Here is a 14,682-nt window from a genome sequence, read left to right as displayed (position 1 = left end):
CTGAGCCTCCTCGGAGTGGATCTACAAATGGATTCGAGCGCCGGTGATCTCGTGCGCGAGACGGCCGAGCTGGGTGCGCACGCTGCCGTCGAAGACCTTGCCCTCGACTTCGACGATGACGCCGCCGAGTAGCTCGGGATCTATGATGATGGTCGCGAGCACAGTCTTGCCGGTTCGCTGTTCGAAGGCAGCGACGAGTTCGCGCTGTCGGACGACGTCGAGCGGCGTGGCGCTGCGAATGGTGACGCGGATGCGTCCGAGCGCGCGGTCGTACAGGTCGCGGTAGCTGTCGCTGACACCGGCGAGCTGATCGAGGCGGCGATTGTCCGCCAGCACGCCAAGGAAGCTCGCGGTCAGTGCTGACAATTGAAACTGCGCGGACAGATTGCGGGCGAGATCGCCGAGGCGGGTTTCCGTCATCGCCGGACTCGCCAACATGGCGATCGTGGCGGGATCGGCGAACGCCGCGCGCAGGCCGGCCAATTCACCGGCGACGACATCGAGGGCGCGCGCGTCGCGCGCCAACGTGAAGAGGGCCTTGGCGTAGCGACGGGCGACGCGACCGCTCATGCGGCGGTCTCCTTCACGTGGCTGAGAAACTCGCTCGTGAAGCGATCCTGGTCGGTGTTGGTGAGCTTCTCGCGCACGAGCTGCGTGGCGACGGCGGTGGCCTGTTCAGCGACGACCTGTCGCAGGTCGGCCTCGGCGCGGCGAACCTCTTGATCGGCGGTGCGGCGGGCGTCGTTGCGAATGGTTTCGGCGGTCTTCTTCGCGGCCGCGAGAATCTGGTCGCGTTCGCGCGCGACATCGGCCGCGGTCTCAGCGCGGATCTGTTTGATCTCAGCGTCGAGTCCGGCGAGGCGGGCCTCCCACTCGGCTTTGAGTTGTTCGGCGTCCGAGCGAGCCTTGGCCGCCGCTTCCAATTCGTCGACGATGCGGCGGTGGCGGTTGCGGACGTAGTCGCGAATCACGGGCATGCCATAGCGGGCGATCAGCCCGCAGAAGATGAGGAAGTTGACGAGATTGAAAGCAAGCGTCCCCCACGGAATACCTTCGTGGCCGTGCGCGCCATGCTCGTGGGCTTCCTCGCTCGCCCACACCAATGCCGGGAGCAACGCAGAGGCAAGGGCGGCGGTGACCACGCGGACTCTCACGCGAGAGGTCTCCCGCTAACGCGTTCAGCCATCAGGGCGCCGATGGTACGCGCTTCGTTGGCGAGTGTGGCTTGCGCGCGGGCGACCTGTGCCGCGATGTCGGTGCGCATGGTGGCGAGATCCGCGTCGGCGGCGGCCCGTGCGCTGGTCAGCTCGCGCTGCTGCTCGTCTTGCGCGCGTTTGCGCGCCGATTCGGCTTCGACCTGAACTTGCTGGCGCACGTAGCGGAGCGAGGTGGCGTATTTTTCCTCAGCTTCGCGCGCCTGCGCGGTGAGCCGCTCAGCCTGCGCGAGCGCGCCTTGCGTACGAGCGGTCCGTTCGTCGAGCACATGCAGTACGGGTTCGAAGGCCAGACGCTTCAAGGCGGCTAGCAGCAACAAGAACGAAACGATCTGAATGACAAACGAGAAGTCTGGGGGAAACGTCAACATACCTTGCTCGTGTTCGGCGCTCGGTCGCGGCACACCACGAAAGCGATGCGCGATCCGAATCAGCCACTAACCGTGAGGTACCGGGGAGCTATCGAAGGAACGCGGTGATTGCAACTGCTCGCGGCGCGAGCGCTACTTGATAGCCTCCGACGACATGCGGACGGCCACGGGACCGCGGTCCTCCTTGGAGAACAGGGCGACTTTCTTATCGGGCTTGTCTGCCTTCGCCTCGCTACCCATCGAGCAATGGCCTTCGAAGACTACGCCCTCCTGAATCACGAGGCTAGGGGTGATGATGTTGCCGAGCAACTTGGCGGGCGCCTTGAGCTCGACGCGCTTGCGCGCCGTAATGTCACCACTCACCTTTCCCTTGATGATAATCGTATTGGCGATGATTTGGGCCGAGACCACCGCCGATTCGCCGACGATTACTGTCTCCTGCGCCTGCACCTCGCCGTCGACTTGTCCGTCGATGCGGACACTGCCCTCGAAGGTCAGCTTGCCTTCCACTCGGCTGCCTTTGCCAAGGTGCGTTTGAACCTGGGCTTCGGCGGGTTCCGTGGAACTCGCGCGGTCGTCGAGCCGTGGGCTTGAGGACATTGTGTAGGCGTCCTCGGGGCGTTGGGCGCGGTCGTCTTTGCCAAACAAGGCCATCGCACTCTCCCATTACTTTAGGATGGAAAAAAGCGCGGTTCTTCTACCACCCACCTCTGGAGTTGTCAAAAGTTTGTGGCAGCCCGCACCGAATCCGTCAGGCGCTCCACCAGGCCGTTGAGTTCGGCGAGCGAAAAGAACTGCACCTCGATCTTTCCGCGGCCACCGCGACGGAGATGGATCTTCACTTTGGTTCCGAGGCTGCGTGCGAGGTGTTCCTCAATGGCGCGGTGATCGGGGTCGGTGGCCGGCCGGCGCTGCGCTCGTACGAGGTGTTCCGTGTCGCGCACGCTGAGACGGCGACTGACGATCTCGCGGGCGATGCGCAGTTGCTCGGTTTCGGACCTGACGTTCACTAGGGCGCGCGCGTGGCCGGCGGCTAGTTTGCCACTGGCAATCAGCTCCTGTACCGCGTTCGACAACTGCAGCAGCCGCAATGTGTTGGCGACAGTGGAACGGTCTTTCCCGACCTTTTCCGACACCTGCTCTTGGGTCAGGGCGAACTCGCCTATCAGCCGGCGATACGCGCGCGCCTCCTCGAGTGGGTTGAGGTCCTCGCGCTGCAAGTTCTCGATCAGCGCCAGCTCGAGCAACTCGTCGTCGTCAGCGTCGCGGACGAAAACGGGCACTCGCTGCAAGCCCGCGCGCTGCGCCGCGCGGAAGCGGCGCTCACCCGCGATCAGTTCGTAGCCGTCCGCGACCCTGCGCACCACCAGGGGCTGCAACACCCCTTTACGGCGGATTGAGGCGACGAGTTCATCCAGTGCGGTCTCGTCAAACTGCTCGCGCGGTTGGAATCTGTTCGGGACTATCTCGGAGAGAAGAACGTCATTCGTCTCTCCAAAACGATCGCCGCGATTTATGGGTATCAATGCCCCCAAACCTCGTCCGAGTGCCTTCCGCTCCATCCCATCATCCTCCTTCCGCCTGTTGCAATGATTGCTTGGCAACGCGGCTTTCAATCTCGCGCGCTAGCTCTTCGTACGCCTCAGCTCCGCGCGATTCCGGATCGTAGACGACGGCGGGCAATCCGTGGCTGGGTGCTTCGCTCAGCCGCACGTTGCGAGGAATCACCGTGGTAAGGGTCTGGCCAGGGAAGTGCGATCGCACTTCATGGGCGACTTGGTGACTGAGGCTGTTACGGGTATCGAACATGGTCAGCACCAAGCCTTCGATCTGCAGCCGGGGGTTGAGGCGTTGGCGAATCAGCTCGACCGTCTCGGTTAACGCAGTGAGTCCTTCGAGCGCGTAGTACTCGCACTGGAGCGGGACCAAGATGCTGTCGGCCGCGGTCATCGCGTTGACTGTCAGCAAGCCGAGTGATGGCGGGCAGTCGATGATGATGTAGGCATAAGAGTCGCGCACGCTCCTCAGCGCTTCGGCGAGACGGAACTCGCGCGCGAGCAACGGGACCAACTCGATTTCCGCACCGATCAGCTCGCGATTCGCCGGTAAGATCCACAGGGAGTCGACGGCCGACGGGCGGATCACGTCAGCAACAGGCTGCCCACTGATCAGTACATCGTAGACGGTCTGGCTGAGTTCAGATGGCCGGAGTCCGACACCGCTTGTTGCGCTGGCTTGCGGGTCGATGTCGATCAGGAGAGTAGGGTGCTTGGAGAGCGCTAAACTGGCGGAGAGATTCACCGCCGTCGTGGTTTTCCCAACGCCACCCTTCTGGTTTGCGATACAGATGATTCGCCCCACCACCACCGCCCGCGTTAGCGCAGCTCGTACCACACCCCCCAAGCGATGGAAAGCTGTTTCACGTGGAACGCTGCCGGCGTAGCAATACGAGGACTCTCTGCTCGCCAGATTTTAGCCCGTACGTGATCTTCGATTCAATGCTGAAACCATATGCATCGGTCTCAACTTCGGCGAGTTCAACCTCGATGGTTGGACCTTTCATCGCGACTACCAGCCCGCCGGGAACGACGAGATCTCGCACGCGATCGAGCAACTCAGCCAACGGCCAGACGGCGCGTGACACGGCGGCGTCGGCTTCGATCACGGCGTCTTCGGCACGTGTCTCGACAACGCTGACGTTCGTGAGTGACAACGTGCGCACAACCTCGCGAAGGAAGTTGGCCTTGCGACGATTGGGCTCAACCAGCGTGATCCGTGAGTCGCTCAAGGCGATTGCGATCGAAATACCCGGGAATCCTGCGCCGCTGCCGATGTCTGCGATCCGCCGGCACTTGGTGAGGTGTTCGACGACGGCAAACGAATCAGCGACATGCTTGCGGATGATTTCGGTACGGGTCTGCCGTCGCGAAACGAGGCGGGCGAAGGAGCGCCACCGGAGCAGTAGATCGAGGTAGCGCTCCAGCGCCTCGACTTGATGTTCCGAGAGCTCAAGCGAGAATCGTTGGGCCGCCAGCCGTAGCTGCGCGTGCTCCCCGCTCGGCGCCGACATCAACTGTGACTGCGCCGCTTGAGATGCACCGCCAGTAGGCTTACCGCAGCTGGAGTGACCCCAACGATGCGAGCGGCTTGACCAAGCGTGAGCGGGGCGATCGCGACTAGCTTCTCGCGAACCTCACGCGACAGACCTTCCAAGGCTGCGAAATTAAGGTCACTCGGGATGCGCGCGTCCTCCATGCGTTGATGGCGACGCACCGCTTCCTCCTGGCGCTCAATGTAGCCCTGATACTTGATGGAGACCTCGACCTGCGCGGCGGCATCGGCCGGGAGTGCACTCGTCGCGCCGATCTGCACAATGTCTTCGTAGCGGATCTCTGGCCGCCGGAGAATCTGGGCCAGCGACGTGGGACTGCGCAGCGGCGAGGTCTGTAGCGTTGCGAGTCGATCGTTGATCTCCGGTGTCGGGTTGAGAATGGTGCCTTCGAGCCGCGCCACCTCCGTCTTGACGCGTCGCAGCTTGTCGCCCGTACGGGCATAGTCGCGCTCAGAGACTGCACCAATTTGGCGGCCGAGCCCCGCGAGCCGTAGGTCGGCGTTGTCCTCACGCAGCAGCAGGCGATGCTCGGCGCGCGAGGTAAACATGCGATAAGGCTCGCCGGCAATGCCTTTGGTGACCAGATCGTCGATCAACACCCCGATGTACGCCTGCGCGCGGCCGAGAATCAGCGGTGGTTCGCCACGCAGGCTGAGGGCTGCATTGATTCCGGCCATCAATCCCTGCGCGCCGGCCTCTTCGTAACCAGTCGTCCCGTTGATCTGTCCCGCGTGGTACAGGCCGCGAATCAGCTTGGTCTCCAGTGAGGGCTGGATCTGCGTCGGATCGACGTAATCGTACTCGATTGCGTAGCCCGGCCGCATGATGCGCGCCTCTTCTAGGCCAGGGATCGAGTGGACCATCGCGGTCTGCACACCGAGCGGTAACGAGGTCGACAGGCCGTTCGGATAGATCTCGACGGTGTCGCGACCTTCGGGTTCGAGGAAAATCTGATGACGTTCCTTGTCGGCGAAGCGAACCACCTTGTCCTCGATCGACGGACAGTAGCGTGGGCCGCGGCTCTGAATGCGCCCCGAGTACATCGGCGACTGATCAAGTCCTGAACGGATGATGTCGTGTGTGCGCGTGTTCGTGTACGTGATGTGGCAGGGAATCTGATCCTGCGTGATTCGCTCGGTCCTGAATGAGAAAGGCAAGGGAGGATCGTCGCCGAGCTGGACTTCGAGGGCGGCGAAATCGATCGTACGCGCATCCAGTCGCGGGCAGGTCCCGGTCTTGAGACGGCCGACCCGAAAGCCGAGTTCGGCCAGTTGTCCGCTGAGACCGACCGCAGCCGCGTCGCCGGCGCGGCCGCCGGAATAGTTCTTCAACCCGACATGGATCAGGCCGTTGAGGAACGTGCCGGTGGTGAGGATCACGCGGTAACCCGCAATTTCTTCACCCATTTGGGTTGCGACGCCGCACACTGCGCCATCGTCCAATAGGAGGTGACTCACACTGCCTTGATAGATCGTAAGCCGTTCGGTGCGTTCCAGCCGTGCCTTCATGCGCTGGCGATAGGCCGCTTTGTCCGCTTGCGCGCGTGAGGCGCGCACCGCAGGTCCCTTGCGAGTGTTGAGTTGGCGGAATTGAATCCCGGTCTCGTCGATCGCGCGCGCCATTTCGCCACCGAGCGCGTCGATCTCTTTGGTGAGGTGCCCTTTACCGATGCCGCCGATTGCCGGATTGCACGACATCTGCCCGATGTGGTCGAGGTTGAGCGTGATCATCAACGTCTCGCAGCCCATCCGAGTGGCGGCGAGCGCGGCTTCGATGCCGGCATGGCCGGCGCCGACTACGATCACGTCGAACGGTTTTGAGAACGAGCCCATGTGCGATTCCTGCGCGCCGGGCGTTTCACGTGAAACGCCTACTTGCCGATGCAGAACTCGGCGAAGATCCGGTCTAGTACATCTTCCGACGTGATCGCGCCAGTGATCGTGGCGATGTGATCGGTGGCGGCCTGTACATCGATCGCGATCAAATCGGGAGGTGCCTGCGCTCGGATGCTGCCGAGTGCAAGCCTCAGGCTGTCGGCGGCCTTGGTGAGGGCGTCGAAATGCCTCGCCAGTATCACCGTCGGCTGATCCGTGGACGGCTCCCCATCATCCTCGACTATCCGGAGCACGGCTCGACGCAGATCATCCAAGCCCTCACCGTGAAGCGCCGACAGCCGCACGAGCCGAGCGTTGCCCAGCCGCCTGGTGACTTCGGCCGCATCTAGGATGCTGGGCAGGTCGCTCTTGTTGAGTGCGGCGACGACTCGACGGTTTGCCAGCAGCGCGACCATTGCTTCGTCCAGATCGTCGAACGGACGTGAGGTGTCAAAGACGGCGATCACCACATCAACCGCGACGATCTTGGCACGCGCCCGCGAAACGCCGATCTCTTCGACCGGATCGCCGGCATCACGCAGTCCGGCGGTATCACTGAGGCGCACCGGAATCCCGCCAAAATCAACACTTTCCTCAACGATGTCACGCGTGGTGCCGGGAACCGCGGTGACGATCACGCGTTCCTGACTCAATAGCGCGTTGAGCAGACTGGATTTGCCGACGTTGGGTTTGCCGGCAATGACGACCTGCAGACCGTCGCGGACCAGTTGGCCATGGCGGTATGACTCCAGCAGCGCGAGTAGATGCGTCTGCGCAGCCTCAATCATGTTGGACAACTCCACTTGGTCGACCATGACGTCGTCTTCGCTGAAGTCGATCTGTACTTCGAGCGAGGCGCGAATCTGAATCAAGTTCTCGCGAGCATCACTCAGCGCGTGAGAGAGGCGGCCGAGTAGTTGATCCGTCGCCAGCGCTGCACCTTCGTCAGTATGCGCGCGGATCAGCTCGATGACCGCCTCTGCTTGCGCCAGATCAATCCGACCATTGAGGAACGCGCGACGCGTGAACTCTCCAGGCTCGGCGAGTCGTGCACCAAGTGCCAATGCCGTCGCCAGCACTCGGCGCAGCACCACCGGGCTACCGTGGCAGTGCAACTCGAGGACGTCCTCTCCGGTGTAACTGTGCGGAGCACGCATCAGTGCGGCGAGCCCGTCGTCCAGCGTTCGACCGTGCAAATCGCGCACGGCACCGTGATAGAGCCGATGCGACGCCCAATCGTTGTCCGGACGGCCCTGGAACATGGCCGTCGCTATCTGGAGCGCGCCAGGCCCACTGATGCGTACGATACCAATGCCGCCCACACCCGGCGGAGTGGCGAGTGCGGCGATGGTATCAACGGCGTACATCTCGTTGACTGAGACGCCGGCGGGAGCCGGCGTCAGCGGGTGCTGCCGCTTGGGTTCGTGCGCGGCGGTCGCCCGCGTTCACGCGCACCGGCGGGCGCGCCGTCGGGAATGATCAGCAGATCGCGGTAGTGCCCGTCACCCGAGCTACGCGTCGTCACCCCTGGCTGGTTCTGCAGCGCGAGATGAACAATGCGCCGCTCGCGCGGGCTCAACGATTCGATCGAGAGCGATCTACGCTTTATCTTCGCCTGTTCGGCAAGGCGGTTGGCCATCGCTTCCAAACTCTCGCGGCGACGCACGCGGTAGTCCTCGCAGTCGACGATGATGCGTCCCACGCCGTCTTCCTGCTTGGAGAGCGCGCGGTGCAGAAAGTACTCGAAGGCGTCGAGCGTTTGACCGTGCCGGCCGATCAATACCCCCGTGCTGTCGCCGACGATCGCCAGATGGATCATGCCGTCGTCCTCGGTGGCGTTGACAGTGACCGCGAACCCCATACGGTTCAGGATGTCTTGTAGCAACTCTCGGGCGCGCGACAGCAATTCGGGATCGATGGGTAAGGGGGCTGCCTCCGCACGGCGTGCGGCCGCGCGCGGAGCAGGCAGCGGCTCCTCCTCGATGCTGATCGGTGCGCGCAGGGCGACTCGCACCTTGGCTTTGCGGCCGCCGATGCCCAGCAAACCTTTCGTCGGGCTGGAAAGAATGTCGACCGCGACTTGATCGCGAGCGACGCCCAGTTGCTGCAGCGCCTTGTCGATCGCCTCGTCGATGCTGCTCCCCTCGACCTCCACGTGGCCCATGGACGCTCCTATTCGGATCGGCGCTCGGGACGATTGATCACGTATTGCTGCCCGATGGTCAAGAGGTTGTTCACCAACCAGTACAACGTCAGGCCGGCAGGGAAGCTGACGAACATGAAGGTGAACATGAGCGGCATAATCATCATGACTCGTTGCTGCTGGGGGTCGCCGGTGCTCGGAGTCATCCACTGCTGCAGGAACATGCTGCCGCCCATCAACAGTGTGAGCACGGGGATTCCGGGTGGCGACACGAACGGGATGGCCAGCGAGCCCAAGCGATCGGGCGCGGAAAGATCGGTGATCCACAGAAAGAACGGCGCGTGGCGCAACTCAACGGCGTGCGAGAGGGCCGCGTAGAGGCCCAAGAAGACCGGCATCTGCAGAACCATCGGCAGGCAGCCGCCGAGCGGGTTGACCTTGTGGCGCCGGTACAACTCCATGATCTCCTTGTTCATCTCCTCTGGCGTGTCCTTGTAGCGCTCGCGGATTTTCGCCATTTGCGGCTGCAACTTCTGCATCGCCTTCATCGACTTGAAGCTGCGCTGAGTGAGCGGGATGAACAGGATCTTGATCGTCACGGTGAGCAGGATGATGTCGATGCCGTAGTTGCCGGTGATGCGGTGGGAGAACTTGATGGCCAGCAAGAGCGGCCAAGCGATGAACCAAAACCAGCCCAGATCGACGGCGCGATCGAGTTCGTGGCCGACTTCTTTGAGAGCGTTGTAGTCCTTCGGCCCGACATACACATCCATGTGCGTGGCGACTCGGGCTTCCGCGCGTGGCATGAGCACCATGGTTTCCACGCTGTGATCACGTTGCTTAAGCCACGCCCGTGCCGGCGCCGGATCACCCGGCACCATCATCGCCATGAAGTAGCGCCCGTCGTAGCCGGCCCAGTAAATGTTTTTCTCGATCACTTTGCCGGCGGCCAGCGCGTCGAACTTTTCGTGCAACAGCTTTTTGTCTTGCAGCAGCGAGATCTGGTCGAAGAGCTGTTCAACGCCCGGAAGCGCTGCCGCCTCGATCCCCTTGTGCCAGGCCACGCCGATTTCGCTGAACGTCGCGCCGCCGTCGACCGTGATGTCGAGTCCGACGAGGTAGGAATCGTCGCGGAAGCTGAAGGTCTTGGTGATGGTGGTGTCGGCCGAAGTGGTGGTCAGCGTTAGCGTGCCCTCGCCACCGTCGTGGAGGGCTACCGCATCGCGATCGGCGTGATACGTCAGCGCCGCGTCGTTGAGCGACTCCTTCGCCCCACGGAGCTGTACCGCGAGCGGGTACTCGCCGCTGGTGACCCGTACCATTTCGAGCGGGGGAGAGTCCGGCGCAAGGCTGGTGCGCTGCCGTTTGAGTTGGAAGCTGGTCAGACGCGCTCCCGTGGCGGTGATGGTGGCGTGATAGAGATCGGTGTCGATCTCGATCGGGTGATCATTGACGATCGGAAGCGGCGCGGGTGCCGCTGTTTCAGCTTCGATGGCCGGCGGCGGCACAGTCTCGGCGCGTGGCGCCGCGCTCGGTGGCTCGCCCGGCACATCTAGCGCGGCTGGTGGCGGTGGATACAGACGCTTCAGCACCACTTCTTGATAGAAGACAAGTATCGCAATCGAGATGACGACTGCGATGAATGCGCGCCGCTCCATCACCTAAGGCACCGGATCCCATCCACCAGAGTGCCAAGGATGGCAGCGGGCAACGCGCCGCAGGCTGAGCCGAACACCGCGCCAGAAGCCGTGCCGATCGATGGCGTCGCGCGCGTACACCGAGCAAGAGGGAGCGAAGCGGCAATGTTGTCCCAATAGCGGAGAGATAGACATTCGGTAAAGTTGAATCACGCCGACGATGAGCGCGCGTGCGAACGGGCGGCGCTGGCCGCGCGTCGCCAGAGACTGAACAGTGATCATGATGCGCGTCCGGCTTGCGTCAATTCGACGGCGATCTCCGCGGCGCTCAAGATGGCTGCGCTCGGCCGGGCGATCACGACAAAGTCGCGCGCCTGGACGAGCTGCAGCCGCTGGCGGCGGAACCATTCGCGCACCCGACGCTTCACTCGATTGCGAATCACCGCGCCTCCGACCTTGCGGCTGACAGTAAGGCCCAGCCGGCTGACACCGTCCGTCCGCCCGCGCCACAGAACAATGAAGTGCAGCGTGCTCCGGCGGCGACCGTCGCGTTGCAACCAAACATACTCTCGTCGATTGCGGATCCGCCAACGCCGCGGCAACCGCTGCCGCGTGATCGGCGTGGCCGGACTCAGCGCGGTTGCTTCGGCGGGATGCTGACGGTCAGACGTTTGCGGCCCTTGGCCCGCCGGCGCTTGATCACGGCGCGGCCTCCCGCTGTCGCCATGCGGGTGAGAAACCCGTGGGTTCGCTTGCGTCGGGTATTGCTGGGTTGATAGGTGCGTTTCATTGGTTCCCCCGCGGCCCGGGGCTTTCGTACTCATCGTCCGCGACCGCTGCTGGTGTTGTGCCCCTGGCGGAAAGGCGCATTAACACCACACCGCGCCCGCCAAGTCAATTTGGAGGTACGCAGCGTGATGAAGGGAGTTTCTCCGTGATGAAGGGAGTTTCTCTATGATGCCGCCGGTGCCTCGACGGCCGGTGCCGTGGCTTCGGCCTTCTTCTTGGTGAACTGCGCCTCGAAGTGCGCCTGACACAGGCCGCGCCGAGTAATCGCCTTGCGGCAGTTTTCGGCGTGGCAGATCTTATAGCGCGGCTTACCCATTTTGCCTTTGCGCCATTGGCTGTAGTGCCGTTCGCAGTAGCCCTTGGCCTTCACGTCCTTGCCGCAATCGGCGGCCTTGCAGGTTCCTTTGTTTCCCATTCGCGTTGCGTCCTTTCCTCAGATCAATTCCAGAATTCTGGCCGCGCTTGGCGGCTCATCAGGTCGCCCACGACCTGGCGAGCGGGCTTGTCCTCGTGGAGCAATAGGCGGATCTGCTCGGCGATCGGCAGCTCGACGCCCGCGCGGCGCGCCAACTCGCAGACGGTCGCACTGTTCTTTACACCTTCGGCAACCATCTTCATATCGGCCAGGATGTCGCGCAGCTTCTCGCCGCGCCCGAGGCGCAGGCCGACGGTGCGGTTGCGGCTCAGGTCGCCGGTGCAGGTCAGCACCAGATCGCCCACGCCCGACAGCCCCGACACGGTGCGCGGATCGCCGCCGAGCTTCTGAACCAACCGTGCGATCTCGGCCACGCCACGCGTGATCAACGCCGCGCGCGTGCTGCTACCAAACCCCAACCCGTCGCTGACGCCGGCGGCAATCGCAATCACGTTCTTTACCGTGCCGCCGATCTCGACACCGATCAGATCGCTGCTCGCGTAAACCCGAAACGTCGGCGCGAGGAAGATCTTCTGCAGCCGCTCGGCCACCGTCATATTGGCGGCCGCGAGCGTTACCGCGGTCGGCATGCCCGCCGCGACCTCGCGCGCGAAACTCGGTCCCGACAGCGATGCCACCTGGCCCGCTCGGGTATGACCGATGACGTCGACCAGCACCTCCGACATACGCTTGAGAGTTCCTTGCTCGACCCCTTTCGAAGCGCTCACTAGCAACGCGTCCTTGTGAACGAACGGCGCGGCTGCGGCGAGGACTTCCCGGGTTGCATGCGACGGCACGACAGAGAGGACGACCAGCGCGTCGGCGACCGCGTCACGCAGCGAGGCCGTGGTGTGCACGTTGTCAGGCAAGCGGAAGCCGGGCAGATAGGTCGTGTTCTCATGCGCGGCCGCCGTGGCGCGTTCGACCTCGGGGTTGTGGAACCACAGCGTGACCTCGTGCTCAAGCTCGGCGAGCAGTTTGGCCAAAGCGGTGCCCCAACTACCGCCGCCGACAACCCCGATGCGCATATGCGCGCCGAATACGGCATTTGCCGCGGTGGCGCAAGGAGATGATGAGTCGTGTCGGTGAAGCGCGAGTGGTCGAACGCCGGGCTAGAGCGACAGCGGAGAGACGCCGAACAGCCAGCGGTGACTCAGCAGCAGGATCACGTACAGGGCGACCCCAAGTGCGATGCGCCACCAACCTAGTTCAGCGAGCTGGAAGGTATTGCGTCCTTGTGCGATGGCGGCAAGCGGAACGTTGGATGTCGTCGCGGCAAAGCGGTTCCAGCGCTCGCCGAAGGCACGCCGTCGCTTCGCGTCGATCGACAACGGCCCGACGAGAGCCAGTAGCAAAATCGAACCGAACAAGACCGCTCCGGCGGCGTCGCCGTTCAGCACGAAGTGCATCGCGGCCCAGATGGCCGCGCCCCACAAAAATGGATGGCGGGTCACGCGCAACATTCCGCGTGCGGGCTCCGATTCATCCAGATGGGCCTCGCCGCCCACCGCCGTCGGACTGGGCGTGGTGAGGCCGATGACGACGAACTGGACCGACACCAACATCACCAACAGTGCCACCGAGCGAAGGCCGTCGACCTTTCCCCACAGCGTGATCAGCGGCGCCTGCGCGTACGCCCGGCCCAGCCACGCGAGGCCGGCCAGCGACAACAGCGAGAAGAGTCCGAGAAACGGCCGCTCGCCGATCGCGCGCACGACGACGTCACGCACCCGCGTGCCCGAGATGAAGACGTGAATCCCGACAAAGAAGGTTGCGGCGAGGATGAGGGATGTCATCGCTACGTTCCGACCATTTCCTCCGCCCACTGAACAACGCGTTCAGCAAGCGCGACGGCGCGCCGATAATCCGCTTTCCAACACCGGCGGGGCAGCGCCGGGGTATCGAGTCTGCACGGCGTACGGGGAGAGTACTGCCGCAGCGTCGTAAAGATCGGCAACTATCTGTTGCCCGCCTCGCTCAAGCGTTGCCAACAACTCGCCGATGTCATGGACGTACGGGAAACGAATGCGACGGAAGATGAGCACCGCCTTGACTGCCTTCTCCGCCGCTTGGTGCGCATCGAAGCACAGATCTTCCCAGAACGCCTCGGTCGGTTTGGGTTGTCGGGCTCGCGCGAGATTTCCCTTCGCGCGCCGCAACCACTCGTCTGGGGTCCCTTCACCCAGATCATCAAGCGGCATAGATCACCCTTCCTTCGCGCAGGGCCGGGGAGATCACCAAACCGATGTTGTCCTTGTGGCGTTCGACGTCCCCTGGTGTCACTACAAGTATATTCTTCGCCACGCCGACACCGGCCAGCCGTCGGTAGAGCAGTTGTGCCACGGCACGCCGGTCTACCCCGGCCTTCACCACAAGCAAATCAACATCGCTGTCCGGTCCCATCTCGCCGCGCGCGGCCGAGCCAAATAGGATGATCTTCTCCGGGCGCACAGCCTCGACGATGCGACGGACAATCTCCTGCAAGATGCCTTCGCTGACAGTTCCTCGTGGGCGCACGTGCCGGCTCGCGTTAGGTTGATTGACTCCCATACCCTGCCTGCGAACGGATTGTGACACTCTCGCGGGTGACCAGCAAATGCGTGCCGCGACCGGAATGCCCGCCTCGCCCTGTCCATCGAATCGTGGCACAAGGCCGCGATGGACGATGCCGAGCTGCGCGCGAAGCTGCGCAAGATCGAGGCGCTATTCGCTGGCGCCGCCACGGCAGGCGAACGGTCAGCCGCCGCCGCAGCGTTGGGGCGGATTCGCGAGCGCCTCGAGGCGGCTCAACGCGAAGAGCGTCCGGTCGAGATCAAGTTTACGTTTCCCGATCACTGGGCGCGGCGGTTGTTCGTGGCGCTGTGTCGGCGCTACGAGCTGCATCCATACCGCTACAAGCGCCAGCGCTACACCACCGTGATGCTGCGCGCCCCCGATTCCTTCGTGCAGAGCATCCTGTGGCCCGAGTTTCGGCAATTGCACGCGGCGCTCAACGAGTACCTCAACAGCGCCACCGAGCGCATCATCCGCGAGGAAGTCCACCGCGACACCACCGAAGCCGAAGAAGTCGACGAGCCGCCGCAGTTGAAGTGAGGAAGAGGCCGGAAAAAGCTGGCGGCCGCCCGAC

At 63.4% G+C, this 14,682-nt stretch carries 19 protein-coding genes and 1 pseudogene; 1 reads left to right on the top strand and 19 read right to left on the bottom strand.

What is annotated here, in order from left to right:
- Positions 1-21: 21 nt before the first annotated feature.
- The 19 genes and pseudogenes from atpH to HYR72_22690 all read right to left on the bottom strand — a co-directional run bounded on the left by atpH (position 22) and on the right by HYR72_22690 (position 14,105).
- Complete coding sequence (atpH, locus tag HYR72_22780; protein ID MBI1817811.1) at positions 22-570, bottom strand: ATP synthase F1 subunit delta; 549 nt, start codon at positions 568-570, stop codon at positions 22-24.
- A complete protein-coding gene (locus HYR72_22775) occupies positions 567-1,154 on the bottom strand; it encodes an ATP synthase F0 subunit B (protein MBI1817810.1) in 588 nt (195 codons plus the stop codon). Before HYR72_22775 ends, atpH begins: the two co-directional genes overlap by 4 nt.
- Positions 1,151-1,585: a hypothetical protein gene (locus HYR72_22770; protein ID MBI1817809.1), complete on the bottom strand. Its 435-nt coding sequence runs from the start codon at positions 1,583-1,585 to the stop codon at positions 1,151-1,153. The genes HYR72_22775 and HYR72_22770 overlap by 4 nt, the downstream gene beginning before the upstream one ends.
- Before the next feature lie 132 nt (positions 1,586-1,717).
- Complete coding sequence (locus HYR72_22765; GenBank protein MBI1817808.1) at positions 1,718-2,185, bottom strand: polymer-forming cytoskeletal protein; 468 nt, start codon at positions 2,183-2,185, stop codon at positions 1,718-1,720.
- A gap of 119 nt (positions 2,186-2,304) precedes the next feature.
- Positions 2,305-3,147 (bottom strand): ParB/RepB/Spo0J family partition protein, encoded by an 843-nt coding sequence (locus HYR72_22760; protein ID MBI1817807.1) that lies wholly within the window; start codon positions 3,145-3,147, stop codon positions 2,305-2,307.
- 4 nt (positions 3,148-3,151) lie between these two features.
- The gene (locus HYR72_22755; protein ID MBI1817806.1) at positions 3,152-3,946 is read right to left on the bottom strand and encodes a ParA family protein; all 795 of its coding nucleotides are present in this window, start codon (positions 3,944-3,946) and stop codon (positions 3,152-3,154) included.
- A gap of 58 nt (positions 3,947-4,004) precedes the next feature.
- Entirely contained in the window at positions 4,005-4,655 is a 651-nt protein-coding gene (gene rsmG, locus HYR72_22750; GenBank protein MBI1817805.1) for a 16S rRNA (guanine(527)-N(7))-methyltransferase RsmG, read from the bottom strand.
- Positions 4,655-6,529: a tRNA uridine-5-carboxymethylaminomethyl(34) synthesis enzyme MnmG gene (mnmG, locus tag HYR72_22745; protein MBI1817804.1), complete on the bottom strand. Its 1,875-nt coding sequence runs from the start codon at positions 6,527-6,529 to the stop codon at positions 4,655-4,657. Before mnmG ends, rsmG begins: the two co-directional genes overlap by 1 nt.
- A 38-nt stretch (positions 6,530-6,567) precedes the next feature.
- Complete coding sequence (gene mnmE / locus HYR72_22740; protein MBI1817803.1) at positions 6,568-7,938, bottom strand: tRNA uridine-5-carboxymethylaminomethyl(34) synthesis GTPase MnmE; 1,371 nt, start codon at positions 7,936-7,938, stop codon at positions 6,568-6,570.
- A gap of 32 nt (positions 7,939-7,970) precedes the next feature.
- The gene (locus tag HYR72_22735; GenBank protein MBI1817802.1) at positions 7,971-8,735 is read right to left on the bottom strand and encodes a protein jag; all 765 of its coding nucleotides are present in this window, start codon (positions 8,733-8,735) and stop codon (positions 7,971-7,973) included.
- Positions 8,736-8,743: 8 nt separating this feature from the next.
- Positions 8,744-10,372, bottom strand: a complete 1,629-nt coding sequence (gene yidC / locus HYR72_22730) for a membrane protein insertase YidC (GenBank protein ID MBI1817801.1) — start codon at positions 10,370-10,372, stop codon at positions 8,744-8,746.
- A gap of 3 nt (positions 10,373-10,375) precedes the next feature.
- Positions 10,376-10,633, bottom strand: a complete 258-nt coding sequence (yidD, locus tag HYR72_22725) for a membrane protein insertion efficiency factor YidD (GenBank protein ID MBI1817800.1) — start codon at positions 10,631-10,633, stop codon at positions 10,376-10,378.
- Positions 10,630-10,953 carry a ribonuclease P protein component gene (gene rnpA / locus HYR72_22720; protein ID MBI1817799.1) on the bottom strand — a complete coding sequence of 108 codons (324 nt, stop codon included), beginning with the start codon at positions 10,951-10,953 and terminating at the stop codon, positions 10,630-10,632. Before rnpA ends, yidD begins: the two co-directional genes overlap by 4 nt.
- A 29-nt stretch (positions 10,954-10,982) precedes the next feature.
- Positions 10,983-11,141, bottom strand: a complete 159-nt coding sequence (gene rpmH, locus HYR72_22715; GenBank protein ID MBI1817798.1) for a 50S ribosomal protein L34 — start codon at positions 11,139-11,141, stop codon at positions 10,983-10,985.
- Between the two features lie 162 nt (positions 11,142-11,303).
- On the bottom strand, positions 11,304-11,555 hold the full coding sequence (locus HYR72_22710; GenBank protein ID MBI1817797.1) for a hypothetical protein: 252 nt from the start codon (positions 11,553-11,555) through the stop codon (positions 11,304-11,306).
- A 23-nt stretch (positions 11,556-11,578) separates the two neighbouring features.
- Positions 11,579-12,583, bottom strand: a complete 1,005-nt coding sequence (locus HYR72_22705) for an NAD(P)-dependent glycerol-3-phosphate dehydrogenase (GenBank protein ID MBI1817796.1) — start codon at positions 12,581-12,583, stop codon at positions 11,579-11,581.
- Between the two features lie 84 nt (positions 12,584-12,667).
- On the bottom strand, positions 12,668-13,351 hold the full coding sequence (locus HYR72_22700; GenBank protein MBI1817795.1) for an NnrU family protein: 684 nt from the start codon (positions 13,349-13,351) through the stop codon (positions 12,668-12,670).
- A 2-nt stretch (positions 13,352-13,353) separates the two neighbouring features.
- Positions 13,354-13,756 (bottom strand): annotated as a pseudogene (locus HYR72_22695) (HEPN domain-containing protein).
- On the bottom strand, positions 13,746-14,105 hold the full coding sequence (locus HYR72_22690) for a nucleotidyltransferase domain-containing protein (protein ID MBI1817794.1): 360 nt from the start codon (positions 14,103-14,105) through the stop codon (positions 13,746-13,748). Before HYR72_22690 ends, HYR72_22695 begins: the two are co-directional and overlap by 11 nt.
- A gap of 108 nt (positions 14,106-14,213) precedes the next feature.
- On the opposite strand from HYR72_22690, the gene HYR72_22685 reads away from it, so the two are divergent.
- Entirely contained in the window at positions 14,214-14,648 is a 435-nt protein-coding gene (locus HYR72_22685; GenBank protein ID MBI1817793.1) for a hypothetical protein, read from the top strand.
- Positions 14,649-14,682 lie beyond the last annotated feature (34 nt).

The organism is Deltaproteobacteria bacterium, assembly GCA_016178705.1.
In the GTDB taxonomy this organism is placed as follows: domain Bacteria; phylum Desulfobacterota; class Binatia; order HRBIN30; family JACQVA1; genus JACOST01.
This window is presented reverse-complemented; position numbering and strand designations above follow the sequence as displayed.

What these genes read in the sequence shown, in the direction of transcription:
- HYR72_22690 (MBI1817794.1), bottom strand. Translation starts at nt 14,105, where the DNA reads ATGGGAGTCAATCAACCTAACGCGAGCCGGCACGTGCGCCCACGAGGA.
- rsmG (MBI1817805.1), bottom strand. Translation starts at nt 4,655, where the DNA reads ATGTCGGCGCCGAGCGGGGAGCACGCGCAGCTACGGCTGGCGGCCCAA.
- yidC (MBI1817801.1), bottom strand. Translation starts at nt 10,372, where the DNA reads ATGGAGCGGCGCGCATTCATCGCAGTCGTCATCTCGATTGCGATACTT.
- HYR72_22685 (MBI1817793.1), top strand. Translation starts at nt 14,214, where the DNA reads ATGGACGATGCCGAGCTGCGCGCGAAGCTGCGCAAGATCGAGGCGCTA.
- HYR72_22705 (MBI1817796.1), bottom strand. Translation starts at nt 12,583, where the DNA reads ATGCGCATCGGGGTTGTCGGCGGCGGTAGTTGGGGCACCGCTTTGGCC.
- mnmE (MBI1817803.1), bottom strand. Translation starts at nt 7,938, where the DNA reads ATGTACGCCGTTGATACCATCGCCGCACTCGCCACTCCGCCGGGTGTG.
- HYR72_22765 (MBI1817808.1), bottom strand. Translation starts at nt 2,185, where the DNA reads ATGTCCTCAAGCCCACGGCTCGACGACCGCGCGAGTTCCACGGAACCC.
- HYR72_22770 (MBI1817809.1), bottom strand. Translation starts at nt 1,585, where the DNA reads ATGTTGACGTTTCCCCCAGACTTCTCGTTTGTCATTCAGATCGTTTCG.
- atpH (MBI1817811.1), bottom strand. Translation starts at nt 570, where the DNA reads ATGAGCGGTCGCGTCGCCCGTCGCTACGCCAAGGCCCTCTTCACGTTG.
- mnmG (MBI1817804.1), bottom strand. Translation starts at nt 6,529, where the DNA reads ATGGGCTCGTTCTCAAAACCGTTCGACGTGATCGTAGTCGGCGCCGGC.
- HYR72_22760 (MBI1817807.1), bottom strand. Translation starts at nt 3,147, where the DNA reads ATGGAGCGGAAGGCACTCGGACGAGGTTTGGGGGCATTGATACCCATA.
- HYR72_22700 (MBI1817795.1), bottom strand. Translation starts at nt 13,351, where the DNA reads ATGACATCCCTCATCCTCGCCGCAACCTTCTTTGTCGGGATTCACGTC.
- yidD (MBI1817800.1), bottom strand. Translation starts at nt 10,633, where the DNA reads ATGATCACTGTTCAGTCTCTGGCGACGCGCGGCCAGCGCCGCCCGTTC.
- rpmH (MBI1817798.1), bottom strand. Translation starts at nt 11,141, where the DNA reads ATGAAACGCACCTATCAACCCAGCAATACCCGACGCAAGCGAACCCAC.
- HYR72_22735 (MBI1817802.1), bottom strand. Translation starts at nt 8,735, where the DNA reads ATGGGCCACGTGGAGGTCGAGGGGAGCAGCATCGACGAGGCGATCGAC.
- HYR72_22710 (MBI1817797.1), bottom strand. Translation starts at nt 11,555, where the DNA reads ATGGGAAACAAAGGAACCTGCAAGGCCGCCGATTGCGGCAAGGACGTG.